The following is a 26,773-nucleotide window of genomic DNA, read 5'->3' as shown; positions in this document are numbered from 1 at the left end:
GAGCACGCCGCCTGCTCTCAGGCCATTTCTCTTTGGTTACTTTCTCTTTGGGCCAACAAAGAGAACGTGACCCGGCTCGCGGCAGCGAGGCGGAACGCCCGCTGCGTAAGCGGCCAGGTCGATATACACCAACCTGGAGGGCTCTAAGAGCACCGCCCCACCGATGTCTCTTCGCTGACCGCAGAAACTTGCCGCGGCACCGATGCACGCCGCCACGCGGCACACTAACCACTCCCCCACGGAACGGAACGAAGCCGCATGCGACGTGTTTCCCGAAGGAAGATTGCGCTGACATTCGGCGCACTCGCGGGGTTGACCACCGTGCTCTCGATGGCCACCGCGATGTATGTGCGCCGCGACATGACACCGCCGCGCGCGGTGAGTATGTGCCAGCCAGTGGCGCCAGGTGCGGGTGAACCGAATGCTTCCGCCCGGCAGATTCTGGCCGACGCCGAAAAACATCTCGGCGACCAGCCACATCCCCTGCCCCACCTGCATACGGAAGGTACGCTGCCGCATCAGGGCATTCGCGATGAAAGCATTGCGGCGGAGAAGGATTGGCCATTGATGCGGCAGGCCGCGCTGGCGTGGCGACTAAGTGCCGACGGGCGCTATCTGCAACAGGTCGATGCCTACCTCGCGGCGTGGGCACATACGTATGAGCCCGATTTCAATCCTATCGACGAGACCAACCTGGACGGCCTGATCGATGCCTATGTGCTGACCTCGAACGGCCTGAGTCCGGCGACCCGCGATGCCACCCGTGCGCTGCTGCGCAAACTGGGCGAGGGTTATATCGCGCGCGTCCATCAGTTCCGTAGTCCTGCGCATGGCACGCAGATCAATAATTGGCAGAGCCATCGCATCAAGCTGATCACCATGACGGCGGCGGCGCTTGGCGACCCGGCGATGCTGAAGACGGCACGTGAGCTGTTCCAGAAACAGGTGGCGGACAACATCCGGCCCGATGGCACGGTGATCGATTTCCAGGAGCGCGATGCGCTGCACTATGTGGTGTACGACTTGCAGCCGCTGGTGGTGGCAGCCATCGCGGCGCAACCGTTTGATCCGGATTGGCTGCGCTACACCACACCGGAGGGGGCTTCGGTGGCCAAGGCGCTGGATTGGTTGCGGCCGTTTGCTGTTGGCGAGCGCACGCATGAGGAGTTTGTGCATACGTCGGTGAAGTTTGATCGGGATCGGGCGCAGGTTGGGGAGAAGGGGTATGGCGGCCAGTGGGACCCCAAGACCAGCAGCACGCTGTATTGGTTGGCGGCGCAGGTGGATGATCGGTATTTGCCGGTGGCTCGGCAGTTGGCGGCCTTGCCGCCGGATTGGGTGGGGGCTTGTCATTGAGCTTTTAGCTCCTCTCCCGTTGGCAACCCGAAGGTAGTCCTTGTGCGAGAGAGAGGGGGGTTGGGTGAGGTTTCGGCCCTTGCGATGCCCTCTCCTATTCGTCATTCCGGCGACGGCCGGAGGAGCTTTTCAACAGCGAAGCTGGTCATCCAGTGGCGTTGTCGCTCGGTTTTAGCATCTGCGTGCCCTGGCTCGCCTGCCGCGGGCTTTCGAACCGCTGCCGCGGTCCGAGTCACTTTCTCTTTGCTGGCCCAAAGAGAAAGTAACCAAAGAGAAATGGCCTGAAAGCAGGCGGTGCGCTCTGTAGCTACGCCTTTTCCAGTGTCAGACCTCGGGATGGTTTTCTTCGAGGCCTGATCGCCTAGCCTTTATCGAAGCGCCACATCTCCCTCTCCCCTCTGGGAGAGGGTTGGGGTGAGGGGTGGGTGCTCGGGACGAGGTTGCTATTGCATGGAAGGGTTCCCCCGTATCAGCTGCTCGCCGCCCCGGCCGATATGCCAAAAGACCTTTAAATCCGCCCCGGAATCTCTGTTACTTTGCGGATCGCGATTCACCACAGCCAGGGTCCGTCATGTCCAGATTCGCTCCGAAGTTGCTCGGCTTCTCTCTGCTTTGCGCGCTGGCTTTGCCGGCGGCGCAGGCGGATACCCCTGCTCCGGCGACGAAAACGCCGACGCCTAAGGAGTTGCTGGAGAAGTCCAGGCCGGAGGAGTGGCGCAAGCCGGATCCGAAGAATCTGCTGCAGATGCAGTTGCCGCAGGGCAAGGTGTTGATTGAGTTGGCGCCGGATTTCACGCCGTTGCATGCGGAGAACATCCGAACGCTGGTGAAGGAGCACTACTTCGACAAGCTGGCGATTGTGCGGGTGCAGGACAATTTCGTTACGCAGTGGGCGGATCCTGAGGACGACGACAAGGGCGACAAGAACAAGCTGCGTCCGCTGGGCAAGGCGAAGAAGACGTTGCCGCCGGAATACACGCGCGCCATCGATGCCAAGCTGCCGTGGACGGCGTTGCCGGATGGCGATGTATACGCACCCGAAGTGGGTTTTTCGGAGGGTTTTCCGGTGGCGCGCGACAAGGCCACCGGCCAGGAGTGGCTGACGCACTGCTATGGCATGGTCGGCGTGGCGCGCGATGTGGGGCCGGAAACGGGTAGCGGCAGTTCGCTGTATGCGGTGATCGGCCAGGCGCCGCGCGGACTGGATCGCAACCTGGCCGTGGCGGGCCGGGTGTTGCAGGGCATGGAGTTTCTCTCGGCCTTGCCGCGCGGTACGGGGCCCCTGGGTTTCTATGACAAGCCGGAGCAGCGCGTGACGATCGAGTCGGTGCGGTTGGCATCCGACTTGCCGGAAAGCGAACGCGCCAAGATCGAAGTGCTGCGCACGGATAGCACGACGTTCGCGGCATTGATCGAGGCCAAGCGCAATCGCCGCGACGACTTCTACCGGAACCCGGCGGGCAAGATCGACCTGTGCGGCATTTCCATTCCGGTACGCGAGGCCAAGGCGGCGCCCTGAGGCCGGCCCGCAAACATTTTATTCATCGACATCGGCTATACAGCTAGGCGGCGGATGGAAGCGGACGGTGTCCTTGGGCACCGCCCGGCTACCAGGTACCCCGGACGCTACTGGATACGGAACCTCGCACGATGAGCCTCACCGATAGCTTGCTGTTCTTTCGAGCCTGGCTGCGCAATCCGGCGCGGGTTGGCGCCGTGGCGCCTTCCGGCCCTGCACTGGCGCGCTTGATTACGATGGATATCGGGCCGCATAGCGGCCCGGTGATCGAGTTGGGGCCGGGCACCGGCGTGTTTACCCAGGCCTTGCTGAGCCGGGGTGTGCTGGCCCATCGGCTGGCGCTGATCGAAGCGGACCAGGGTTTTGCCGGCCAGTTGCTGCAGCGCTTTCCGCATGCACAGGTGTTGAGCATGGATGCGGCCCATCTGGGCGAGGCCGCGCCGATCTTTGGCGAGGAGCGCGCGGGTGTGGTGGTGAGCGGCCTGCCGCTGCTATCGATGCCGCGCGACAAGGCGCTGGCGATTGTCGAGGGCGCTTTCTCGCGCCAGCTGCGCAAGGACGGCGCGTTTCACCAGTTCACCTATGGCCCGCGCTGTCCCCTGCCGGCCGACGAGCTACGACACCTTGGGCTGGAGGCGATACGCATCGGCAGCGCCGTGCTGAATTTGCCGCCGGCTTCGGTCTATCGTTTCCGCCGACGCTTGTCGGTCAGCGTCGCGATATAGAAATCCGCTCCGCGATTTCCACGCTTCCGGCGAACGCTGTGCATCGTGCATGTCAGCGCCCGAGCTGAATCCATCCACTGCTATAGCGTGAATCCCTACTGAGCAGGGAAAGCCACGCATACACAATTTTTTCGCGCTTGCGGTTATCTGTCGCATTCGGAAGAACGCGCTCTGCAGCGCGCGGGAGAAAAGCATGAAGCGCAGCCGCAAGGTGTTGTTATGGATCGCCGCCGTGCCATTCATGGTGCTGGCCATCGCCGTGGTGGTGGTCGCCACTTACGACTGGAACCGCATCAAGCCGGGCATCAACGAGAAAGTGAGCCAGGCCATCGGCCGGTCTTTTGCGATCCAGGGCGATCTCTCCGTGGCATGGCGGCGCGAACCGACCGAAGGCGGACTCCGCGCGCTGGTGCCATGGCCGGAGTTCGTAGCGCGCGATATCCGCGTGGCCAACCCCGATTGGGCGAAGCAGCCACAGTTCGCGCAGCTCGATGCTGTGCGTTTCCGTCTGGCGCCCCTGCCCTTGCTCACGCATCGCATTGTGATTCCCAGCCTGCAGCTGGAGCATCCGGTGGTGGATGCCGAGCGCGATGCCAAGGGGCGTGCGAGCTGGGACTTCGCCTTGCCGCAGAGCAGCGAACCGTCCGCCTGGCAGCTTGATCTGCGTGCCATCGGTTTCGACCGCGGCCTGATCACCGTCGACGACGCGGCCAGCAAGGTCAAGCTCAAGGTAACGGTGGAGCCGTTACAACAGGCGATCCCCTTCGATCAGATCATGGCGCAGCAGGCCACCGATGCACGCGAGCAAGCCGGCCGCAGCGCGGGCAGCGCCGCGAAGAAAGCGCTGGCGAATGCCAAGGAAAAAGAGGAAGACAAACTCGGCGGCGCGGCATCGGCCACCAGCTATCTGTTCGCGTGGCAGGTAGAGGGCACTTATCAGGGCACCCCGCTGAAGGGCAACGGCAGGACCGGTGGCGTGATCGCGCTGCAGGAAGCCGACCGCCCCTTCCCGGTGCAGGCGGATGTGCACATCGGCGACAGCCATATCGCCCTGGTCGGCACGCTGACCGATCCGGTGCATCTGGGTGCGCTCGATCTGAAGCTGTGGTTCTCCGGCAGCAGTATGGCCAAGCTGTATCCGATCACCGGCCTCACCCTGCCCGACACGCCACCGTATGCCACCGAGGGCCGGCTGCAGGCGGAGCTGCATCGCAACAGCAGCCACTTCAGCTATCGCGATTTCCATGGCCGCGTCGGCGGCAGCGACCTGGCCGGCAGCCTGGAATTTGCCACCGGCGGTGACCGTCCCAAGCTGAGCGGCAAATTGCGCTCACAGCTGCTGCAGTTCGCCGACCTGGCGCCGCTGATCGGCGCCGACAGCAATGCCGAGAAGCAACAGCGCGGCGACGCCACACCACAACCGGCGGACAAAGTGCTGCCGGTGGAGCCGTTCCGTACCGAGCGCTGGAAGACCATGGATGCCGACGTGAACTTCACCGGCGCGCGCATCGTGCGCGGCAAGGATCTGCCGATCGACAGCCTCAACACGCATCTGCTGCTGGACAACGGCGTGCTGCGTCTGGATCCACTGAATTTCGGCATGGCCGGCGGCACGGTGACCAGCAATATCCAGCTTGATGGCAGCCAGGCGGCAATGCGCGGCGCGCTCAAGCTCAATGCGCGCCGGCTCAAGATCAAGCAGCTATTTCCCACCGTCGATGTGATGAACACCAGCTTCGGTGAGATCAACGGCGACGCATCCCTCGCCGCGCGCGGTAATTCGGTGGCCGCCCTGCTCGGCAGCGCCAATGGCGAACTCAAGCTGCTAATGAACGACGGCGCGATCAGCAAGAATCTGCTCGAAACCGCAGGCCTCAATGTCGGCAACATCGTCATCGGCAAACTGTTCGGCGACAAGGTGGTCAAGATCAATTGCGCCGCCGCCGACCTCGGTGCCAACAACGGCCTCTTCGACACGCGCCTGTTCGTGTTCGACACGGAAGACGCGGTGATCAATATCGAAGGCACGGTGAACTTCACCGACGAACGGCTGAATCTGGACGTGAAACCACACACCAAGGGCTTCCGCGTGTTCTCGCTGCGTTCGCCGCTGTACGTGAAGGGCACACTGAAGAATCCGGACGTAGGCGTGCAGACCGGCCCGCTGCTGCTGCGCGGCGGCGGTGCGCTGGCGCTGGGTGTGCTCGCGGCACCGGCGGCGGCCTTGCTGCCGCTGGTGGCGATGAGTCATCAGGATGCGCCGAATACCTGCACGACCGTGCTGGAGCAGATGCGGGCGCCGGCGAAAGTGGTGGCGCCGGTTAAGGGAAAAAAAGCCTGAGTATTGAGGCCGTATCGCAAGGGTTTACCCCCTCCCAACCTCCCCCTGTCCCACGGGACTAGCTTCGCGTCGCAAGCAGGGAGAGGAGCAAAAACTCCCTCCCCTGCGTGAAGCAGGGGAGGGCTGGGGTGGGGTCAAGCCCCTCAGCGATATCCCGCCGCCTGCAACTCGAACAGCTCCGCGTAGTGCCCGCTCTTCTCGATCAGTTCCTGATGGCTGCCAACTTCTTCGATCCGCCCCTGATCGAGCACGATGATGCGGTCGGCCATACGCACGGTGGAGAAGCGGTGCGAGATGATCACCGCGGTCTTGCCGTGCGATAGCTCCTTGAAGCGCTGGAACACCTCGTACTCCGAGCGCGCATCCAGCGCGGCGGTAGGCTCGTCGAGAATCAGCAGCTGGGCATCGCGCATATAGGCACGCGCGATGGCGATCTTCTGCCATTCGCCGCCCGACAGATCCACGCCGCCCTTGAACAGCTTGCCGAGCATCTGTTGATACCCCTTCGGCAGGCGGTCGATCACTTCATTCGCCATGCTGCGGCGGGCCGAGGCTTGGATGCGTGGATGATCTTCGCGCGCCTCGATGCGGCCCACTGCGATGTTGTCCGCCGCGCTGAGGTAATAGCGCACAAAGTCCTGGAAGATCACGCCGATGTTCGCGCGCAGCTCCTGCAGGTCGTATTCTGCCAGCGGATGGCCGTCGAGCAGGATGCGGCCTTCGTCGGGGTCGTACAGCCGTGACAGCAGCTTGACCAGGGTGGTCTTGCCGGCACCGTTCTCACCCACCAGGGCCAGCACTTCGCCCGCGCGCAAATGGAAATTCAGATGCCGCACCGCCCAGCGCTCCGCATCCGGATAGCGAAAGCCCACGTTCTCGAACACGAAACCTTCGCGGATCGGATGCGGGAACGGACGCGGATGCTCGGGCGTAAATATCTCTGGTTTGATCAGGAAGAACGAGAACAGGTCATCGAGATACAGCGCCTGCCCCGCGACCTGTGAGAAGCCCACCAGCAGGCCTTCCAGCAAGGTGCGCAGGCGGCGGAACGAGGCCGACAGAAAGGTAAGGTCGCCAATGCTGAAATGCCCCTGCACCGTGCGGAACGCGATGATTGCGTAGGCGGCGTAGTAGCCGATGGTGCCGATGGTGGTGAACAACCCGCCCCAGCCGGCCCGGCGCAAGGCGATAGCGCGGTTGGCGTGGTAGATCGATTTCGACAGCACGCGATAGCGATCGATCAGGAAGCGGTTGAGGCCGAAGCTCTTCACTTCCTTGGCGGTGGTGGCGCTGGCGCCGATCATGCGCAGGTAGTCCAACTCGCGGCGCTCCGGCGTCCACTGATAATTCACCGCGTAGCTCTGCGCATTGAAATGCAGCTCGCCGATAAACACCGGCACCAGCGCGACTAGCAGCAACACGATCAGCCACGGCGCATACACCGCCAAGCCCACGGCGAAGCTGATGATGGTGACGATGTCCTGCGCCTGCCCCAGCAGTTGCGACAGTAGCGAACTGCGTCCGGCTACCTGGCGGCGTGCGCGGTCGAGCCGATCCTGCAGATCGGCATCCTCGAAATCTTCCAAGTCGAGCGAAGCTGCGTGCTCCATCAGCTGCACGCTGGTGGTGTTGGCGTAAAGCTCCGACAGCAGCGAGTCGATCAGCGCCACTATGCGGCCGAGGACGTCCGCGCCCACCGCCAGCGCGAACTCCAGCAACAACAGCCCGCCCAGCCGGTTCAGATCGCCGCTGTCCCACCATGCGGAGAGGTCGCCATGAAATACGCCGGCGCGAATAAGGTGAGTCACCTCATCGATGATCAGCTTGCCGACATACAGCGTCGCCACCGGCAGCAACGCGCGCAGCAGCCGCAGCACCACGGTGCAGACGCTCAGGAACGGACTGGTCTGCCACACCCCGCGTAGGAACGGCGGCAGGTTGCGCATGGCGACGAAGCGCTCGCGCAGGCTTTGTTTGGGCGGTGACTCGGCGCGGCGGCTACTGCCGCCGCCCATGCGGTTTTCACGCGACATCGGGTGGGGTCCTTCCTTGAGCGGTGCATTGTTCTCCTCCCCATGCTTGCAGAGGAAGGATTCGGGCGCCCCGCAACGGGCACTTGTCAAAAGATATTCTTACGATATATCGTCAAATCCGTACTTACGATATATCGGAGTTACGCAAATGCATAGACATCATTTCTTTTTCCGGGCCATGCGGCAGGGTTGGCACGGCCATGGCCATGGTCCCCATCCCTTCAGGCATGACGACCCGTTTGATGGCGACGAGGGCGACCACGAACCACGCCATGCCGGGCGCGGCCATTTCGGCGGCCCTCGTGGCGGAGATTTCTTCGCTGACTGGAGCGGCTTGCGCGGTGGCGGGCGGCGCGGCGGCGGTCGCATGTTCGGCCACGGCGACCTCAAGCTACTACTGCTGGCGCTGATCGAACAGCAGCCGCGCCATGGCTACGAACTGATCCGCACTATCGAGGAGATGTTCCATGGCAACTACTCGCCCAGCCCCGGCGCGATCTACCCCACCCTGACCATGCTGGAAGAGCTGGGCTACGCCCAGGTCGAAAACGAACAGGGCGGCCGCAAGCTCTACGCGATCACCGCAGCCGGCAGCGCCTTTCTCGAGGAAAACCGGGAGGCGGTCAACGCCGTGATGAGCCGCACCGAGCAGAGCGCGCGCATGGCGGCCAAGATGGCTTTGCCGATGGCGATACGCCACACCATGCATGCGATCAAGCACGCCCTGCTGATGCGCGGCGCGGAGTGGAGCAAGGAAGAAACCCAGCGCATCGCGGCGATCCTTGAAAAGGCTGCGGCAGAGATTGCTGCGGGTCCTCGCCATAAAGAGTGACGCCCCACCGGCGTGACAGAGACATGTAGGAGCGCACCCTGTGCGCTCCTACATGGCACGGCGCGGGGGCATGGGCCCGGCTAGAATGTCAGGCCATCTTTGCGCGAACGCTCCCCATGCAAGCCGTTACCAAGGCCCGCCTGCAGATTCACTTCTGCGTCATGCTGTGGGGCTTCACCGCCATCCTCGGCAAGCTGATCACGCTGCCGGCCCTGCCGCTGGTGTGGTGGCGCATGCTGCTGGTGGCATCGGCCCTGCTGCTGGTGCCCAAGGTGTGGCGCGAACTGAAGGCCATGTCCGCGCGGCTGCGCTGGGCGTATGCGGGCATCGGCGCGCTGGTGTCGCTGCACTGGCTGACCTTCTACGCTGCGATCAAGCTGGCGAATGCTTCGGTGGCGGCGACGTGTATCGCGCTTGGGCCAGTGTTCCTCGCCCTGGTGGAGCCGTGGATCGCACGGCGCAAGTTCGATCCGCGCGAGTTGTTGATCGGCGTGGCCGTGGTACCGGGTGTAGCGATGGTTGTCGGCGGTGTGCCGAGCGACATGCGGCTCGGTATTGCGGTGGGCACGGTGTCCGCGTTGCTGGTCGCGTTGTTCGGCTCGCTCAACAAGCGCTTCGTGGAACATGCCGATCCGCTCACGGTGACGTGTATCGAACTGGGCACTGGCACGATCTTCCTTACCCTGCTCGCACCGCTGCTGCCGCATGTCGGCCCGGCGTTCGTGATCCCGAGCCTGCACGATGCCTCGTTGCTGTTGCTGCTTTCCTTCGGCTGTACTCTGCTGCCGTTCGCGCTGGCGCTGGTAGCCCTGCGCCACATGAGCGCGTTCGGCACGCAGATGGTGACCAACCTGGAGCCGGTGTACGCCATCGTGCTGGCGATCCTGATGCTCGGCGAACAGCATGAGTTGAACGGGAAGTTCTATATCGGCGTGGCCATCATCCTGGCGGCCGTGTTCATGCATCCGCTGCTCCATCGCAAGCGTGAGGAGCCCACGCAGACCGAACTGCTCGGTACCGCGGAAAGCCACAGCGTCGTGGAGTAGTGCTGAGGGTTGTTCTTTGTGTTCGCGACAATCGTTGGGGTGTCGCGACCTGGCCGCTTATGCAGCGGGCATTTCGGACGCCTGCCGGCGCCCGAGTCACTTTCTCTTTGCTGACCCAAAGAGAAAGTAACCAAAGAGAAATGGTCGGAAGAGCGCGACGTGCTTTGTAGCTACGCCTTTCCCAGTGTCAGACGTCGGGTTTGCTCTTGCCCCCTCCCCTGCTCGCAGGGGAGGGTTGGGGAGGGGTGAGTACTTGAGAAAGCGTATCGGGAGAGGTTGTCGCAAGGGCTTACCCCCTCCCGACCTCCCCCTGCGAGCAGGGGGAGGAGAAAAGCGCGCATAGCTCTGACTCGACGCCAATCGGATCCAGAGGAGAGAGGGAGCAAGCAGAGAAATCCTCCAGACGTCTGACACTGGAAAAAGCGCATCTACAGAGCACACCGCCTGCTCTCAGGCCATTTCTCTTTGGTTACTTTCTCTTTGGGCCAGCAAAGAGAAAGTGACCCGGCTCGCGGCAGCGAGGCGGAATGCCCGCTGCATAAGCGGCCAGGTCGCGATAACCCAACCCGGAGAGCACCAATCAAGGGCCTGATCAGCGATTTTTCGCAGGATCTAAGGCGTCTTACCTTGCAAGTGGTCAATGAAAGCGCGCACTTTCGCGGGCGCCTTGCGCCCTGGATACACCGCATGGATGCCGCCTTCCGGCAGCCGGTACTGCGCCAGCAAAGCGACCAAGTGACCGGCGCGGATGTCCTCCTCCACCAAATAGTCCGGCAACACAGCCACACCGGCGCCCGCCAGCACCAGACAACGCACCGCGGCGGCGCTGTTGGCTTGTGCGGTCTGGCGCATGCGCACGGTGCGCCGCGTGCCGCCCTGTGCGGTGAAGGTCCAGCGCAGCGGCGCCGGCAGCGCCGACATGGCAATACTGCGATGTGCGGCGAGATCTTCCGGCCGGCGCGGCGTGCCCTGCTCGGCAAGATAAGCAGGCGACGCCACCAGAAGCTGACGAAAACCGCCAAGCCGCGTGGCGCGCAATGTGGAATCGCGCAGCCAGCCGCCGCGAATCGCGAGATCGAAACGCTCAGCGATCACATCGCTGATGTGATCGCTGAGCACCAGATCCACCTGCACCGCGGGATACAGCCGCATGAAGCTCGCCAGTTTGGGCGCAACCACCGCGATGCCGTAATCGAGCGAGGTAGTGAGTCGCAGCGTGCCGCGCGGCATGTCGTGGCCTTCGCCGACGCGCTCAATGGCCGCCTCAGCGTCGGCCAGGATGCGCACACAGTCGGCGTGAAAGGTGGCGCCAGCCTCAGTCAGCGACATGCGCCGCGTACTGCGCACCAGCAAGGTCACACCAAGCTCCTGCTCCAGCCGCGCCACATGCTGGCTGACCATCGCCTTGGTCATACCCAGCTGTTCGGCCGCCGCGGTGAAGGAACCCGCACGTACCAAGGCCGTAAACACCGCCAGCCGGTTGAGGTTGATCTCGTGCGCCATGGGGCAAACTCCACTGTCAATTCACACTTTACAGTGAATTCCCATTTGATACGTATATCCGTATCAATGATCAGCGCATGCTATGCCCACTTCAAAGCCCCTGGACCGAGGTCTTCCATGCGTACGCTTCGCACCGCCCTGCTGCTCTCGCTCACCCTGGCCGGCATCGCCGGCATGGCGCAGGCGAAGGAATGCGCTCCAAACCGGCCGCTCACGCTCGACGTCTACAACGCCGGCGACAAGGCGATCTTCCCGGTCACCTCGGTGCTGGTCGAAGGCGAGCACGATGCCGTGCTGATCGACGCGCAGTTCGCCCGCGGCGATGCGCAGAAGCTGGTCGACAAGATCAAGGCTTCCGGCAAGCACCTCGCCACCATCTACATCAGCCATGGCGATCCGGACTATTACTTCGGCCTCGACGTACTGCATGCTGCGTTCCCCGACGCAAAGATCGTCGCCAGCCAGCCAACGGTGGAACACATCCAGCAAACTGCGAAAGCCAAACTCGCCTATTGGGGCCCGATCCTGAAACAGGATGCGCCTGCGGCGACGGTGACGCCCGAAGTGCTCCCCGGCAACAGCCTTACGCTGGAAGGCCGCAAGCTGGACGTGATCGGTCTCGACGGCCGCACACCCGACCGCAGCTTCGTGTGGATTCCTTCGCTCAAGGCGGTGGTCGGCGGCGTGGTGGTATTCGGCAATCTGCATGTGTGGATGGCCGATACGCAGACACCGGAATCGCACAAGCAGTGGCTGGCGACACTCGACCGCATCGATGCACTGAAGCCGGTCAAGGTCGTACCCGGCCACTACCAGGCCGGCAGCGCGTTCGACCTCAGCCAGGTGCGCTACACCCGCGACTACATCAAGGCCTACGACGCCGAAGCCGCCAAGGCCAAAGATGCCCCCGCGCTGGTCGCCGCGATGGAAAAACGCTATCCGCAGGCCGGCGAGAAGTCCTCGCTGGAACTCAGCGCCAAAGTCAGCAAGGGCGAGATGAAGTGGCCTTGAGCCACGACATCACCCACTCCCACACATCCCAACCCGTTCGTCCCAGGAGATCGTCATGAAAATCGCACTGTTCGGCGCTACCGGCCACATCGGCCAAGGCATCCTCGACGAAGCACTGTCGCGCGGCTATGACGTGGTCGCCATCGTGCGCGACCCGGCCCGCCTGCCGCAGAAGAACGCCAAGCTCAAGATCGTGACCGGCGACGTCGCCAACGCTTCCACCTGGCTCGACGCGGTGCACGGCACCGACGCCGTCGTCGCCAGCCTTTCCGCCCGTCGCGACGGCAACCTCGACAGCGTGCCCGCCAACGCCAGCGTGCTGCTCGACAACCTGCCGAAAGCCGGCGTGAAGCGCCTGCTGTGGGTCGGCGGCGCCGGCACACTGGAAGTCGCCCCCGGCAAACGCGTCATCGACGACCCGCACTTCCCCGCCGAGTGGAAGCCGGAAGCTGAGGCCCAAGGCAAGGCACTGGAAGTGTTCCGCGCCAGCAAGTCCCCGGTGGAATGGACCTACATCAGCCCCGCCGCCATGATCCAGCCCGGCGACCGCACCGGCCACTACCGCGTCGGCGGCGAGCAACTGCTGGTCGATGCCGAAGGCAACAGCAAAATCTCCATCGCCGACTACGCCGTCGCCCTGCTTGATCGCATCGAGAAGCAAGACGCTGCAAATCGTCGCATTACCGTTGCTTACTAAGCGCCTATGCTGGGCGGCATCTCGCCGCCCGGTGTTCTTCCTTTCTCGAAGTTTCTAGATGCAGCGATGACGAAGGTGCAGTGAAAAAGCCTGCGAAGTAGCGACGCTGCACCGAGCACCCACCCCTCACCCCAACCCTCTTCCCGGAGGGGAGAGGGAGATGTGGCGCTTCGATGAGGGCCGACCTAGAAGAAAACCATCCCGACTTCTGACACTGGAAACAGCATGGCTACGGAGCGCACCGCCTGCTCTCAGGCCATTTCTCTTTGGTTACTTTCTCTTTGGGCCAGCAAAGAGAAAGTGACCCGAGCCGCGGCTGCGGTTCGGAAGCCCGCGGCAGGCGAGCCAGGGCACGCAGACGCTAAAACCGGAGCGCACCACTCTGGATTCCGGCCTTCGCCGGAATGACGATGTAGAAGCGATATCGCGAGGGCCTAATCTTCTCCCGGAGGGAGAGAGAAAAACCAGCGCATCAGTGCGCGTGATCAGCATCCCCATCAGGCACAGAAGCCGCCCCCGCCGGATGATCATCATCGTCATGATGCATCCCATGCCCATCATCCCCCGCCATCCCCGCCAACCCCTCAAACCCCGCCTCATCCAGTTCCGGCAACCGCTTCACAAACGCCACCATCTCCCAGATCGCCGCATCGTCATGACTGCGCCCCCACGCCGGCATCGCACTCATCTTGATACCGTGCTTGATCGCCCAGAACGCCTGCGCCGGGTCATGCACACCATGCCGTGCAAGATCCGGCGGCTGCGGATACAACCCCTCGCGCAACTCAGTGCTGCGCATACCGGGAGTGAGGTGGCAGGCCGCGCACATTTCGGCATAGCGGCGTGCGCCGCTGCGGATGCGCGCGGGATCGTCCAGGTCGGGCACCACGATGCCCGCGGATTGGCGGGCGATTGAACGATCGCGCAAAGCACCCACCAATTTCTCGGTGAGCGACCAGTGCGGTTTGTCGGCACCGATGTCATAAACTCCGGAAGCGACAAAGCCTGCAGTAACGATCAGCACCAGCAGGGCAAGAACAAGCAGCATCTTGAACGTTTTCATGATCACTCCTCAGAACCAAAGCCGGACGCCGGCAACCCAGGTGGTTTCACGTGCAGATTCATCGCCAAGCATGTCGCGACCCGTGAAGCGCCGTGTCCAGTTCACGCCGACATACGGTGCGAAGCGGCGGCTGAACTCGTAGCGAAGGCGCAGACCGGCCTCCATGTCGGACAGGCCCGAGCGAATACCGCGACGCGGGTCGTCCTTGCCGTAGAAATTCAGCTCCAGCTCCGGCGCGAGAATCAGCCGCTGAGTGAAACGCAGGTCGTAGCTGGCTTCCAGTCGCAAGGCGGTTCTGCCCTGCGGCCCGGCGTAGAACGTCGCCTGGGTTTCGAACCAGTACGGCGCCAATCCTTGCACACCGGCAGCCAGCCATTGCCGGTTCGGCCCCTGCCCGAAATCGTGGCGCACGCCGAGCTGCCAGTCCCAGAACGTACTCCAGGCGTGGCCCCATAGCACTTCGGCACGCGCATCACGCGTACCTTCGTTGCTGCGCTCGCCTTCGGTGCGCAGCCATACGCGATCGATGTCGCCGCCCCACCAGCCTTCGGCCTGCCAGGCCGTGGCGTAGTCGCCGCGGATGCTACGCGTCCGTTCGAGGCGATCGAACAGCCACATGCCGCGGTGGGCAAGATCGTCCATCTGCATCATGTCGGACATGTGCTCGGGTGACATAGCGCCCAACTGCGTCGCGGGCGGCGGTGGCGGAATGTGCCCGTTCGGCGGCAACACCGATGGAGCAGGCCTATCCATCGCATGCCCAGCGTGGTCTGCTATCGGCGCGGTAGCTTCCGGCTTCGCCTGCTCCATGCCGGGCACGCCTTGCATATCCATACCGTCGTGCGACATGTGCTCGTGCGTAGCAGTTTTCTTCTTGGCCGGCGGGGTCTCCGCGTGATGGTGCTCATGCCCCGCCATCGTGTCCTGCGCAGCAGCATGTCCTGATATGGCCAGGCACAAGGCAGCGATGCTCATGGTTATCCGGCTCATGCCACCACCACTTCGCGGAACATGCCCGCTTCCATGTGGTAGAGCAGATGGCAGTGATAGGCCCAGCGCCCCAGCGCATCGGCGCTTACCCGATAGCTGATTTGTTGCGCGGGCTGCACCACCAGCGTGTGCTTGCGCACCTGGAATTCGCCGTGCGGATTTTCCAGCTCGCTCCACATGCCATGCAGATGGATGGGGTGGGTCATCATGGTGTCATTCACCAGGGTGATCCGCACATGCTCGCCATACTTCAGCCGCAACGGTTCCGCGTTGGAGAAACGCGTGCCGTCGAAGGACCACAGATAGCGCTCCATATTGCCTGTGAGGCGTAGCGTCATATCGCGGTCCACGCGCGGAGAGATCGGCGCGTCGATGGCGTGCAGATCAGCATAGGTCAACGCGCGCCGACCGGTGTTGCGTAGGCCGACGCCGGGATCGTCGAGATTGGTGCGTGGTTGCGGCACGCGCATGTCCACTTCTACGCCAGTCTTCAGCGGCTGCATGGACGCACCCATGGTGTGCCCCATCGCCGCATGATCCATGCCGGCCATGTCATGGCCCATGCCGCCGTGCGACATCGAGCCCATCATGTCGCCCATGCTCAGCAGCGGACGTGGATCGAGCGGCGGCACCTCCGCAACCATGCCGACGCGCGGCGCCAGCGTGGCGCGTGCGTAGCCGGTGCGGTCCATGCTTTGCGCGAAGATGGTCCATGCACGGTCGGCTGAAGGCTCGACGATCACGTCATAAGTCTCTGCCGTGCCGATGCGGAACTCGTCGACGCTCACCGGCTCCACCGGCTGACCGTCCGCAGCGACCACGGTCATCTTCAAACCGGGAATGCGCACGTCGAAGAAGGTCATCGACGAGCCGTTGATAAAGCGCAGCCGCACCTTTTCGCCTGCGTTGAACAGGCCGGTCCAGTTGCCGGCCGGCGCGTGCCCGTTTGCGAGATAGGTGTAGGTCATGGCGGAGACGTCGGCCAGATCGCTCGGGTCCATGCGCATCTGCTGCCACATGCGCCGCTCGGCGAGCGCCTGCGATAAACCCTGACGCCGCGCATCGCGCAGAAAATCGCCGGCGGTCTGCTTGCCAATGTTGTAGTAGTCGCTCTGTTTCTTGAGGTTGGCGTAGATCCGCTCGGGATCGGTATCCGTCCACTCGCTCAGCAGAATCGTGTAGTCGCGTTGCGCGGGATGGCGCTCACCATCGCGTGGCTCAATCACGATGGGGCCATACAGCCCGACCTGCTCCTGGAAGCGCGAATGGCTGTGATACCAATACGTGCCCGCCTGATTCACGGTGAAGCGATAGAGATATTCGCCACCGGGCGGAATGCCTTCGAAACTCACACCCGGCACGCCATCCATATCCGCCGGCAGGATGATGCCGTGCCAATGGATGGAACTGGTTACCGCGAGACGATTGCGCACGCGCAAAGTCACCGTCTCGCCCTGGCGCCAGCGCAATAGCGGCGCCGGCAATTGACCATTAACCACGGTGGCGATGCGCTTGCGCCCGGTGTAATCCACCGGCAGCTCACCGATCTCCAGTTCAAAATGATTGCCGCTCAACTCAGCGCGTGGCGTCGCTGCTGCCTGTGCGAATGCACTGCCGCGCCACAAACCCAGCCCGGCGGCCACACCGCCCAACACCAGACCCTGCACGAACTGCCGACGCGGCAAATAGATGCCGCGGGGATCCTGCTTATTCATGAAATGACTCCGTCATGCACACACCTGCCACACGAGCAGGGGAAGACGGCCGAAACAAACCCGGCCGCAACGCTACGGAAATCAGGCGGCCGGAGGCCTTAAAGGAGGTCTGCTTGCCGGTTGCGGCATATCGTTTCGCGGCTGCGGCAATCCCTGCGCTCGCGGCAAGACCGACGAAGCAGCAAGAGCCGGCACACCAGGCAGCGTTGCCGGCGCATGCGTACAGGCGCAATCACCCGCCGCATGACTCATCGGATGATCCCCATGATGATCTATGCCATGCATGCCAGCGTGACCATCCATCGACATCACAGTCGCGCCGCCAGCCGGCTCATCACAGCAACCACCCTGCGCCCACGCCATCCCCACCAACATCAACCACGCACACAGCGCCAGCACCAAAGGCAGGCGACGGCGACGCAGATGCGGGAGGAAACGGCGGGGCATAAGGTGAGCATAGCCAGCCTGCGCCAACCCGAACAACTCTGGAGGTGGCTCCATGCGAATGCAGCGGCTTGCGTTTCACTAGAAACGGCAAGCCGAGCACCCACCACCCCTCCCCAGCCCTCCCCTGCGAGCAGGGGAGGGAGCACTGCTGCATTAGGCGATGCGAAGCTAGTCGGTAACGGGACCTATGTGCCAGCAAAGGCCCTAAAGAAAACGATCCCGACGTCTGACACTGGAAGATGCGTAGCTACAAAGCACACCGCCTGCTCTCAGGCCATTTCTCTTTGGTTACTTTCTCTTTGGGCCAGCAAAGAGAAAGTGACCCGGACCGCGGCAGCGGTTCGGAAGCCCGCGGCAGGCGAGCCAGGGCACACAGGCGCAACAACCGAGCGCACCACTACTGGATCCCTGCCTACGCAGGGATGACGAAGCACGAAAGGTCGTCTCGAGCACCCACCCCCAAACGCAACCTATAATTGCCAACCCTCCCAGGCGCAGCAGCCCCCCATGAATTACCGCCACGCCTACCACGCCGGCAACTTCGCCGACGTCCTCAAACACACCGTCCTGCTCGCGCTGATCGAAGCCCTGCAAGCCAAGCCCACCCCCTTCTGCGTGATCGACACCCACGCCGGCAGCGGCTGCTATGCACTGGACGGCGTCGAGGCCGGCAAGACCGGCGAGTACAAAGACGGCATCGTGCGGCTGCTGTTTCCCGACATGTACCAGACCGATGGCGCCCAGGCTGGCGCCCTGCCGCCGCTGCTGCGGCGCTGGCTGGACGCGATCCTCGACCTGCCCGGCAACCAGGACGGGCTGAAGCTCTATCCGGGCTCACCCTTGCAGGCAGCCAACGCCATGCGCGCGGAAGACAGTGCACAGCTATGCGAACTGCACCCCGAAGAAGCGACACGCCTGCGCGAACTGTTCCGCAACGACCAGCGAGTGCACGTGCATGAGCGCAATGGTTATGAAGCTTTGAAGGCGTTGCTGCCGCCGAAGGAAAAGCGCGGACTGGTGCTGATCGATCCGCCCTATGAAGCGCAGGAAGCGGAATACCGCGTCATCGAGCAGACCTTGAAGGCAGCGCTACTGCGCTGGCCGACGGGCGTCTACGCGGTGTGGTATCCGATCAAGCAGCGCAGCCAGGTGCAACCGTTCCTGCGCTGGGCGCAACGCTGCGGCGCGCGCCGCGTGCTGCGCGCCGAGTTGCTGGTGCATCCTGACGACTCGCCGCTGCGCCTCAACGGCTCGGGCATGGTGATTCTCAACGCGCCGTGGAAGCTGGACGAAGCATTGCGCGAACCCTTGCGCGCCATGAGTCGCCTGCTGTCGAAAGAACGTCCGGCCACCTGGCATCTGGACTGGCTCATGGCAGATTCCACCGCCAGCTGACTGATAGGTAGGAGCGCACGGGGTGCGCTCCTACAGGGCGTCTACCGCACGTGTGCGGCGGAGGCTAAGCTTTGTGTGTCGTCCCTCGATAAAGCGAACCGGAGATCGATCATGCGCGCCTTCCTTGCCAAATCACTCCTTCGCGCGGCCCTGCCCGCTTCGCTGCTGTGGCTCGCGGCTTGTGCGCCGGCGCCCATCTACAAGGCCACCGGCACCATCGCCGCCGCGCCGTTCAATGTGGCCGAGGCGCCCGAGCGTTATGCCAATGCCGATGTGGTCTGGGGCGGCCGCATCGTGTCTGTGCATACGCTGGCCGATCGCAGCGAGATCGAAATGCTGGCTTTCCCATTGGATGGCTCGCAACGGCCCAAGGCTGGCGACAGCGGCACCGGCCGCTTTATCGCGATCATGCCGGGCTTCGTCGAGCCGCTGAATTACCCGGACGGCGCCTTGATGACCGTGCAGGGCCGCCTTACCGGCAGCCGTGCGGGCAAAGTTGGCGAGGCCAGCTATGTGTTCCCGCTGGTCGGCGTGGGGCAATCGCATGTGTGGACGGCCAGCGAGATGGATAGCGGCAAGAACAATGTGCACTTCGGCGTTGGCCTGGGCGTGGGTATCCGCTGAGTCTGCCCGCCGGGCATGATTTGACACGCACTGTTTCAAGGAAAGGAACTCGATGTCCGGCCACGCCAATTCGACGAAGGCGATCCTGCTCGCGCTCGGCGCCAACTTCGCCATTTTCGTCAGCAAGCTCGCGGCGGCGATTCTCACGGGTTCCAGCGCCATGTTGGCCGAGGCGGTGCATTCGCTGGCTGATTGTGGCAATCAAGGCCTGCTGTTGTTCGGTATGCGCCAGGCACGGCGCGCGCCGACCGAGGAATACCCACTGGGATGGGGACGCGCGCTATATTTCTGGTCGTTCCTGGTGGCGATCCTGTTGTTCAGTGTGGGCGGTGTGTTCTCGATCTACGAAGGCGTGCACAAGCTCGGCTCGCCCGAGCCGTTGCAGCGGCCGTGGCTGGCGGTGGGCGTGCTGGTGTTCGGTCTCGTCATGGAAGGCATTTCCATGCGCGGCTGCATGCAGGAAGTGAACAAGGCGCGCGAAGGCCGCAGCCTGTGGCAGTGGTTCCGCGAGACGCGTTCGAGCGAACTGCTGGTGATCTTCGGCGAAGACATGGCCGCCCTGCTCGGCCTGGCCCTGGCGCTGCTCGCGGTGTTGGCAACCATCCTTACCGGCAACCTAGTGTTCGATGCGCTTGGCACGATTGCTATCGGCGTACTGCTGGTGGTGGTCGCCATCGCCGTGGCGGTGGAAGTGAAAGCACTGTTGATCGGCCAGGGCGTCGAGCCGCGCCGTCGCGAGGAGCTATTGAGCTTTCTCAACGCGCGCCCCGAGGTGGAAGTGGTACTCAACCTGATCACGTTGCAGCTGGGCCCCGACGTGATGGTGTCGGTCAAGGCCCGCATGAATCCTACGGTGGACAACCGCACGCTGATCCACAACATCAACGCAGTGGAGCGCGCGATGAAGGCGCAGTTTCCGGATGTGCTGTGGAGTTTCTTCGAGCCGGACCTGACCGACTGAATCACTTGCGCTGCAGCAAGTCCCACTTGTTGCCGTACAAGTCCTGGAACACCACCACGGTGCCATAGACCTCTTCGCGCGGTTCTTCGCAGAACACGGCGCCAGCCGCCTGCATGCGCCGGTAGTCGCGCCAGAAATCGTCGGTATGCAGGAACAGGAAGACCCGGCCACCGGCCTGGTTGCCGACGCTGGCCTGTTGCTCGGATGTGGCGGCCTTCGCCAACAGCAAGCGTGTTTCCTGCGAGCCGGGCGGTGCCAGCAGCACCCAGCGCTTGTCTTCGCCCAGCTTGGTGTCTTCCAGCAATTCAAAACCGAGTACGCGCGTGTACCAGGCGATCGCCTCGTCGTAGTCGGCCACGACCAGGGCGAGGCCGCCAATATGTTGCTTCATGAGTGCTCCGAGTTGGATTAGACCGGTGGGATCAGGTTGGCGGCAGTTGTGCCAGTTCGGCCTGCAGTTTCTTGGTGAGTTTGGAGCGCACCAGGGTGTAGGAGGCGCGGACGAGCGCCTCCAGTTCGGGCGTGTCGAAGCGCCGCGGCTCGATGACCGCGATCCAGTGCGCCCGCGCCAAGTACGGCGACGGCGCCATGCCGGGCTGGTCGGTAAGCTCCAGAAAGCGCTCGTCGGCAACCTTGAGGGAGAAGCGACCGCCTTCCGAGCCATCTGCCGGGGTGACCACGAACATCTTGCCGCCGACGCTAAACACCAGGTCTGCGCCCCACTTGATGTCGCGGGTAACCCCTGGCCAATGCCCGCAGAGCGCTTCCAGCTGCTTCACCGTGAGGCCCTTGCCTGTCTTGCCCATCGCCGTTCACTCCCTGCTGACGCCGGCCGACGGCCGGGTGGAGCATTCTGACGGCCGGGTCCGGCGCTGTCTGCCCCGGCCGGGCTGCCGAACCATGCGGGGCCGCAACATCGCGGGCACGGACTGCGTCGCAAAGCCGCATGAAATAGGGCTAAACCGTGGGGCTTCATTCATGCTGCACTGCACACAGTACGGTAAAGTATGGACATGCTCATGATCCCTCTCTCCGATCTCGCCAACGCCACCAAGCGCCCACTGCCACCGCGCAGCCGCGAGCGCTTTGGCCGGCCCCAGCTCACCACGGCCACCGCCCCGGCCAAGGGCGAGCAGGTGACGACTCGCGACGGACGCGAGTTGTGCCTGCGCACCATCGAGCCGGGTGACGTCGCCGCCCTGCAACGCTGCTTCAGGCGGCTGTCGCCTGAGGACATCCGACGCCGCTTCCTGCATGCCATGTCGGAACTGCCGGCGCCGATGGCGCAGCGCCTGTGCCGCATCGATCCGCAGATCGAGACCGCTTATGTGCTGATGGACGAGTCAGAGCGGCCGGCCGAGATGCGCGGCGTGGGCCGCATCTACGTGGATGAGGCAGCCGACAGCGCCGAGTTCTCGGTGCTGGTGGAGCAGGACTGGACCCGCCTCGGTCTGGGCGCGCTGCTACTGCAGCGCTTGGTCGACGATTGCCGCCGCCGTGGTTTGTCGGAGATCTGGGGCTATGTTCTGCAGGAAAACCGCCCGATGCTCGAGCTGTGCAAGGAGCTGGGCTTCACCCGGCGCCTGATGCCGGACGAACCCGGTACCGCGCAGATCTCGCTGCGCCTTTAACTCCTTCTGGTTTTGTATGCGCGCCGCCCCGGTCTTCCGGGGCGGTCGCGTTACACTTGCCCGCTTTCACCGGCGCGGCCTACGGCGGCGCCCCGGAACGCAGCGTTGCCCATGCCCAGCCTGATCCCGCATCCACCCCTTCCCACCACGCCCAAGCAGCGCCGTTACTGGACGCCGCCCCACGGCTCAGCCCGCGCCCTGCTGGTGGCCGAGGCAGCCCGTTCGCATAGCGGCCTGCTGGTGGCGGTGACACGCGACACCCAGCGTGCACATGCGCTGGAGGATGAGTTGCGCATCTTCGCCGGCGGCTTGCCGGTGCTGCATTTCCCGGATTGGGAAACCCTGCCCTACGACATCTTCAGTCCGCACCCGGAGATCGTCTCGCAGCGCATCGCCACCCTGTTCAGCCTGCCATCGACACAGAGCGGCGTGCTGGTGGTGCCGATCGCCACCCTGATGCAGCGCATCGCCCCGCATAGCCATATCACGGGCGCGGGACTGGTGTTGAAGAAGGGGCAGAAGCTCGATCTCTCCGCCGAGCAGCGCCGGCTGGAAGCGGCCGGCTATCGCCATGTGCCGCAGGTGGCTGAGCCGGGCGACTTCGCCGTGCGCGGCGCGCTGATCGATATTTTCCCGATGGGCACGGTCGAGCCGTACCGCATCGAGTTGTTCGACGACGAAGTCGAATCGATCCGCAGCTTCGATCCGGAAACCCAGCGCTCGCAGCATACGGTGGATCGTGTGGAGCTGTTGCCCGCACGCGAATTCCCGCTGACTGAAGAGGCCGCCAAAGAATTCCGCGGCAACCTGCGCGAGCGCTTCCCCATCGATATCCGCCGCTGTCCGCTCTACCAGGACATGAAGGAAGGCGTGACACCGGGCGGCATCGAGTATTACTTGCCGCTGTTCTTCAAGCAGACGGCCACGCTGTTCGACTACCTCGCCGACAACGCCGTGTTCGTGCTTGGCGAAGGCGCGCTGGATGCGGCCGATCAATTCTGGAACCAGACCGGCGAACGCTACGACCAGCGCGCGCACGACATCGAACGTCCGGTGCTGCCGCCCGCGGAAATCTATCTGCCACCGGAGCAGCTGCGCGAGCAGCTCAACCGGCGTCTGCGCGTGGAAATCGTGGAAAGCGGTCACGAGCATGCCGTAGCGATAGGCACACAGCCGGCGCCGGAGCTTCCGCTCAATCGCAAGGGTGAGGAACCGGGCACTTCGCTGCGGCATTTCATGGCCAGCTATCCGGGCCGCGTGCTGATTGCCGCCGATTCGGCCGGCCGGCGCGAAGCGTTGATCGAAACCCTGGCTGCCGCCGGATTGAAGCCGGACAACATCGAAGGCTGGCAAAGCTTCGTGCCGGCGAGCGGCGCGAAATTCGCCATCACTATAGCCACGCTGGAACAGGGCTTCGCACTCACGCAGCCGGCCATCACCGTACTGACCGAGCGCGAGTTGTACGGCGAGCGTGTGCGCAGCGAGCGCAAGCGGCGACGCGGCGCGGCACGTGATCCCGACAGCATCATCCGCGACCTCACCGAGCTGACCATCGGCGCGCCCATCGTGCATGTCGATCATGGCGTGGGTCGCTACCAGGGTCTGGTTTCGATGGAGCTGGGTGGGATGGAGGGCGAGTTCCTCACCATCGAATACGCCAAGGGCGACAAGCTCTACGTGCCGGTGGCGCAGCTCGGCCTGGTCAGCCGCTACACCGGCACCGCGCCGGAACTGGCGCCGCTGCATTCACTGGGTGGCGATGCGTGGGAGCGTGCGCGTAAGAAAGCGGCGGAGAAGGTGCGCGACGTTGCCGCCGAACTGCTGGCGATTTATGCGCAGCGCGAAGCACGCGGTGGCGAGTCATTGCCGATCGACCGCCAGCTGGTGGAAGAATTCGGCTCCAGCTTCCCGTTCGAAGAAACGCCAGACCAGGAACAGGCCATCGAGGCCGTGCTGGGTGACCTTGCCGCGCCACGCGCGATGGATCGTGTGATCTGCGGCGACGTGGGCTTCGGCAAGACCGAGGTAGCGCTGCGCGCCGCCTTCGCCGCGGCTACTGCTGGCAAGCAGGTCGCCGTGCTGGTGCCCACCACCCTGCTCGCTCAGCAGCACTATCGCAACTTCGCCGACCGCTTCGCCGACTGGCCGGTGCGCGTGGACGTACTCTCGCGCTTCAAATCCACCAAGGAAGTGAACGACGCGCTCAAGCGACTGGCCGATGGCCAGATCGACGTGATCATCGGCACGCACAAGCTGCTGCAGCCGGACATCAAGTTCAAGCAACTTGGTTTGGTGATCGTGGACGAAGAGCAGCGCTTCGGTGTGCGCCAGAAAGAGCAGCTGAAAAAGCTGCGCGCGGAAGTGGACCTGCTCACCATGACCGCCACGCCGATCCCGCGCACGCTCAATATGGCGATGAGCGGCCTGCGCGATCTATCGCTGATCGCCACGCCGCCCGCACACCGCATGGCCGTGCGCACCTTTGTCTCGGTGTGGGACCCGGCGACCATCCGCGAGGCATTCCAGCGCGAGCTGCAGCGCGGTGGACAGGTGTATTTCCTGCATAACGAAGTGGACAGCATCGAGCGCAGCGCGCGCGAACTGGGGGAATTGATTCCCGAAGCGCGCATCGGCATTGCCCACGGCCAGATGGCCGAGCGCGAGCTGGAACAGGTGATGGCGGACTTCCATCGCCAGCGCTTCAACGTGCTGGTGTGTACCACCATTATCGAAACCGGCATCGATATTCCGACCGCCAACACCATCGTCATCAACCGCGCCGACCGCTTCGGCCTGGCCCAGCTGCATCAGCTGCGCGGACGTGTGGGTCGCTCGCATCACCGTGCTTATGCGTATCTGGTCGTACCTGATCGCAAGGCGATGACGGCCGATGCGGAAAAGCGACTGGAAGCACTGGCTTCGCTGGAAGAACTCGGTGCGGGCTTCACGCTGGCCACGCACGATCTGGAAATCCGCGGTGCCGGCGAACTGCTGGGCGATGAGCAGTCCGGACAGATTCAGGAGATCGGCTTCGGCCTCTACACCGAATTGCTGGAACGCGCGGTGCGCGCACTCAAGTCCGGCAAGGTGCCCGATTTCGATCTCAGTTCAGAGCACGAGACCGAAGTGGAATTGCACCTCCCGGCGCTGATCCCCGACGACTACCTGCCCGACGTACACACGCGCCTGACCCTGTACAAACGCATCGCCAGCGCACGCAACCAGGATGCCCTGCGTGACCTGCAGGTGGAGATGATCGATCGCTTCGGCCTGCTGCCAGATGCCACCAAGCACCTATTCGCCGTAGCAGATCTCAAGCTGATGGCTACACCATTGGGTATTCGCAAGCTCGACTTCGGCGCCAACGGCGGCCGCATCACCTTCCGCGAGAAACCCGAGGTAGAGCCGATGGCGATCATCCGCCTGATCCAGAGCCAGCCACGCGTATACAAGCTGGACGGCCAGGACAAGCTCAGGGTGATCCTGGAACTACCCGGCGCCAGCGAGCGTATCCGCGCCGCGCAGGAAGTGCTGGTGGCGCTCGGAGCACGGCGGCCGGGCTGAAAGAAAACCATCCCAAAGCCTGACACCGGAAAAGACGTAGCTACAGAGCACACCGCCTGCACTTCAGGCCATTTCTCTTTGGTTACTTTCTCTTTACTCCGGGCATCCATGCCCTCCGCCCTTCGGGCCAGCTGCGCTGTTCGCACCCACTCCTGCGGGTGCGTGGGCCAGCAAAGAGAAAGTGACCCGAGCCGCGGCAGCGGTTCGGAAGCCCGCGGCAGGCGAGCCAGGGCACGCAGACGCGACCATCGAAGCGCTTCACTACTGGATTCCGGCCTCCGCCGGAATGACGAGTAGGAAGGAATGTCGCAGGGACCGTCGAACTACGCCTGCACCGCAGGACCCTTTCGCACCAAATACTGCACGCTGAAAAGCACCTCCGGATCGAACCAAACCTGCGCAACCTCCAGGCCGGCCTTGGCCGCTATCGCCGCAAAATCCGTAGGCGAATACTTGCAGCTGTATTCCACCAGCATCGCCTCACCTTCGGCAAAGCTGGCCTGCATGCGTCCAATGCGCACCTTCTGCTCGCACAAACTGATGATGTGCGTCTCGATGCGCCCCGCCAGCGGGTTGTAGTGCGAGCGATGGCGGAAGGCATCGAGATTGAAATTGCTGCCCAGCTCGCGATTGATTCGCGCCAGCATGTTTAGAGTGAACTCGGCGGTGACGCCGGCGCGATCGTTATAAGCCGCTTCGATCAATGCCACGTCTTTCTTTAGATCCGCGCCGACCAGGATGCCGCCGGCCATACCCATCTCGTCGCGCATCTTGCGCAGCAGCTGGATCGCGTCGCGCTGCTCGAAGTTGCCGATGGTGGAACCGGGGAAATAGACAATCGTGCGGCGCGGGGCGCGCGGCGGAATGGGCAGACGCAGCGGCCGAGTGAAGTCGGCATACAGTGGTTGCATGGGCAAGCGTGGAAACTGCTCGGCCATGCGCTCAACGCTTGCCTTCAGCGAAGCCGAGGCGATTTCCACCGGCACGTAGGACACTGGCGACGATAGATGTTCGAGCAGCAGGCGCGTCTTGATCGCGTTGCCGCTGCCGTATTCGACCAGGCGCACATCGGGGCCAAGCACGTCGGCGATCTCCGCCGCGTGCACGTCGAGCAAGGCGATCTCGGCACGCGTCAGGTAGTACTCGGGCTGTTCGCAGATCTGCTCGAACAATTGCGAGCCACGTTCGTCGTAGAACAGCCACGACGGCAGCTGTTTCAACTTGGCGCGTAGACCGCGCTGGACGATTTCCAGCAGTTCGCTGGCGGGTGGGCGACGGTCGTCGTCGCGCGGTTCAAAAGCTTGCAGACTCATCGATACG

The 26,773-nt window shown here is 63.6% G+C and carries 22 protein-coding genes; 13 read left to right on the top strand and 9 right to left on the bottom strand.

What is annotated here, in order from left to right:
* The first annotated feature begins 258 nt into the window (after positions 1 to 258).
* The 4 genes from BM338_RS20770 (at position 259) to BM338_RS20755 (ending at position 5,941) form a co-directional block, all read left to right on the top strand.
* Complete coding sequence (locus BM338_RS20770; protein WP_218156407.1) at positions 259 to 1,356, top strand: alginate lyase family protein; 1,098 nt, start codon at positions 259 to 261, stop codon at positions 1,354 to 1,356.
* 571 nt (positions 1,357 to 1,927) lie between these two features.
* Positions 1,928 to 2,875 (top strand): peptidylprolyl isomerase, encoded by a 948-nt coding sequence (locus tag BM338_RS20765; protein WP_090454516.1) that lies wholly within the window; start codon positions 1,928 to 1,930, stop codon positions 2,873 to 2,875.
* 131 nt (positions 2,876 to 3,006) lie between these two features.
* A complete protein-coding gene (locus BM338_RS20760) occupies positions 3,007 to 3,600 on the top strand; it encodes a class I SAM-dependent methyltransferase (RefSeq protein WP_090454514.1) in 594 nt (197 codons plus the stop codon).
* Between the two features lie 193 nt (positions 3,601 to 3,793).
* Positions 3,794 to 5,941 carry an AsmA family protein gene (locus BM338_RS20755; protein WP_090454512.1) on the top strand — a complete coding sequence of 716 codons (2,148 nt, stop codon included), beginning with the start codon at positions 3,794 to 3,796 and terminating at the stop codon, positions 5,939 to 5,941.
* Between the two features lie 143 nt (positions 5,942 to 6,084).
* Here the strand turns inward: BM338_RS20755 and BM338_RS20750 are convergent, their stop codons facing one another.
* Positions 6,085 to 7,956, bottom strand: a complete 1,872-nt coding sequence (locus tag BM338_RS20750) for an ABC transporter ATP-binding protein (RefSeq protein ID WP_090454562.1) — start codon at positions 7,954 to 7,956, stop codon at positions 6,085 to 6,087.
* Positions 7,957 to 8,098: 142 nt separating this feature from the next.
* The gene (locus BM338_RS21845; RefSeq protein ID WP_255367403.1) at positions 8,099 to 8,353 is read right to left on the bottom strand and encodes a hypothetical protein; all 255 of its coding nucleotides are present in this window, start codon (positions 8,351 to 8,353) and stop codon (positions 8,099 to 8,101) included.
* Between BM338_RS21845 and BM338_RS20745 the strand changes: the two genes are divergently transcribed.
* Both BM338_RS20745 and BM338_RS20740 read left to right on the top strand, forming a co-directional pair.
* Positions 8,342 to 8,806: a PadR family transcriptional regulator gene (locus BM338_RS20745; protein ID WP_255367402.1), complete on the top strand. Its 465-nt coding sequence runs from the start codon at positions 8,342 to 8,344 to the stop codon at positions 8,804 to 8,806. The genes BM338_RS21845 and BM338_RS20745 overlap by 12 nt on opposite strands.
* Positions 8,807 to 8,922: 116 nt before the next feature.
* Positions 8,923 to 9,852 carry a DMT family transporter gene (locus BM338_RS20740; protein WP_090454508.1) on the top strand — a complete coding sequence of 310 codons (930 nt, stop codon included), beginning with the start codon at positions 8,923 to 8,925 and terminating at the stop codon, positions 9,850 to 9,852.
* Between the two features lie 612 nt (positions 9,853 to 10,464).
* On the opposite strand, the gene BM338_RS20735 is transcribed toward BM338_RS20740, so the two are convergent.
* The gene (locus BM338_RS20735) at positions 10,465 to 11,355 is read right to left on the bottom strand and encodes a LysR family transcriptional regulator (protein WP_090454506.1); all 891 of its coding nucleotides are present in this window, start codon (positions 11,353 to 11,355) and stop codon (positions 10,465 to 10,467) included.
* 117 nt (positions 11,356 to 11,472) lie between these two features.
* On the opposite strand from BM338_RS20735, the gene BM338_RS20730 reads away from it, so the two are divergent.
* On the top strand, positions 11,473 to 12,366 hold the full coding sequence (locus BM338_RS20730; protein WP_090454504.1) for an MBL fold metallo-hydrolase: 894 nt from the start codon (positions 11,473 to 11,475) through the stop codon (positions 12,364 to 12,366).
* Between the two features lie 55 nt (positions 12,367 to 12,421).
* A complete protein-coding gene (locus BM338_RS20725; protein ID WP_090454502.1) occupies positions 12,422 to 13,063 on the top strand; it encodes an NAD(P)-dependent oxidoreductase in 642 nt (213 codons plus the stop codon).
* A gap of 472 nt (positions 13,064 to 13,535) precedes the next feature.
* On the opposite strand, the gene BM338_RS20720 is transcribed toward BM338_RS20725, so the two are convergent.
* Genes BM338_RS20720 through BM338_RS20710 form a run of 3 tightly spaced genes read right to left on the bottom strand, consistent with a single transcriptional unit; the run spans position 13,536 to position 16,831 of the window.
* Positions 13,536 to 14,126 (bottom strand): c-type cytochrome, encoded by a 591-nt coding sequence (locus BM338_RS20720; protein ID WP_090454500.1) that lies wholly within the window; start codon positions 14,124 to 14,126, stop codon positions 13,536 to 13,538.
* Positions 14,127 to 14,135: 9 nt separating this feature from the next.
* Positions 14,136 to 15,101: a copper resistance protein B gene (locus tag BM338_RS20715; RefSeq protein WP_255367401.1), complete on the bottom strand. Its 966-nt coding sequence runs from the start codon at positions 15,099 to 15,101 to the stop codon at positions 14,136 to 14,138.
* An 11-nt stretch (positions 15,102 to 15,112) separates the two neighbouring features.
* Positions 15,113 to 16,831 carry a copper resistance system multicopper oxidase gene (locus tag BM338_RS20710; RefSeq protein WP_090454496.1) on the bottom strand — a complete coding sequence of 573 codons (1,719 nt, stop codon included), beginning with the start codon at positions 16,829 to 16,831 and terminating at the stop codon, positions 15,113 to 15,115.
* 954 nt (positions 16,832 to 17,785) lie between these two features.
* Between BM338_RS20710 and rlmJ the strand changes: the two genes are divergently transcribed.
* The 3 genes from rlmJ (at position 17,786) to BM338_RS20695 (ending at position 20,258) form a co-directional block, all read left to right on the top strand.
* A complete protein-coding gene (gene rlmJ, locus BM338_RS20705) occupies positions 17,786 to 18,673 on the top strand; it encodes a 23S rRNA (adenine(2030)-N(6))-methyltransferase RlmJ (RefSeq protein WP_090454493.1) in 888 nt (295 codons plus the stop codon).
* A gap of 111 nt (positions 18,674 to 18,784) precedes the next feature.
* The gene (locus BM338_RS20700) at positions 18,785 to 19,297 is read left to right on the top strand and encodes a Slp family lipoprotein (protein WP_090454491.1); all 513 of its coding nucleotides are present in this window, start codon (positions 18,785 to 18,787) and stop codon (positions 19,295 to 19,297) included.
* Positions 19,298 to 19,349: 52 nt separating this feature from the next.
* Positions 19,350 to 20,258, top strand: coding sequence for a cation diffusion facilitator family transporter (locus BM338_RS20695; protein ID WP_090454488.1), 909 nt, complete (start codon positions 19,350 to 19,352; stop codon positions 20,256 to 20,258).
* Position 20,259: 1 nt separating this feature from the next.
* On the opposite strand, the gene BM338_RS20690 is transcribed toward BM338_RS20695, so the two are convergent.
* Both BM338_RS20690 and BM338_RS20685 read right to left on the bottom strand, forming a co-directional pair.
* Positions 20,260 to 20,649, bottom strand: coding sequence for a VOC family protein (locus BM338_RS20690; protein WP_090454486.1), 390 nt, complete (start codon positions 20,647 to 20,649; stop codon positions 20,260 to 20,262).
* 31 nt (positions 20,650 to 20,680) lie between these two features.
* Complete coding sequence (locus tag BM338_RS20685) at positions 20,681 to 21,064, bottom strand: MmcQ/YjbR family DNA-binding protein (RefSeq protein ID WP_090454483.1); 384 nt, start codon at positions 21,062 to 21,064, stop codon at positions 20,681 to 20,683.
* Between the two features lie 213 nt (positions 21,065 to 21,277).
* On the opposite strand from BM338_RS20685, the gene BM338_RS20680 reads away from it, so the two are divergent.
* The gene (locus tag BM338_RS20680) at positions 21,278 to 21,889 is read left to right on the top strand and encodes a GNAT family N-acetyltransferase (protein WP_090454559.1); all 612 of its coding nucleotides are present in this window, start codon (positions 21,278 to 21,280) and stop codon (positions 21,887 to 21,889) included.
* A gap of 111 nt (positions 21,890 to 22,000) precedes the next feature.
* Complete coding sequence (gene mfd / locus BM338_RS20675) at positions 22,001 to 25,453, top strand: transcription-repair coupling factor (protein ID WP_090454481.1); 3,453 nt, start codon at positions 22,001 to 22,003, stop codon at positions 25,451 to 25,453.
* Between the two features lie 323 nt (positions 25,454 to 25,776).
* Here the strand turns inward: mfd and egtD are convergent, their stop codons facing one another.
* The gene (gene egtD, locus BM338_RS20670; RefSeq protein ID WP_090454479.1) at positions 25,777 to 26,766 is read right to left on the bottom strand and encodes an L-histidine N(alpha)-methyltransferase; all 990 of its coding nucleotides are present in this window, start codon (positions 26,764 to 26,766) and stop codon (positions 25,777 to 25,779) included.
* Positions 26,767 to 26,773 lie beyond the last annotated feature (7 nt).

Source organism: Dyella sp. OK004, from assembly GCF_900114495.1.
GTDB lineage: Bacteria > Pseudomonadota > Gammaproteobacteria > Xanthomonadales > Rhodanobacteraceae > Dyella_D.
This window is presented reverse-complemented; position numbering and strand designations above follow the sequence as displayed.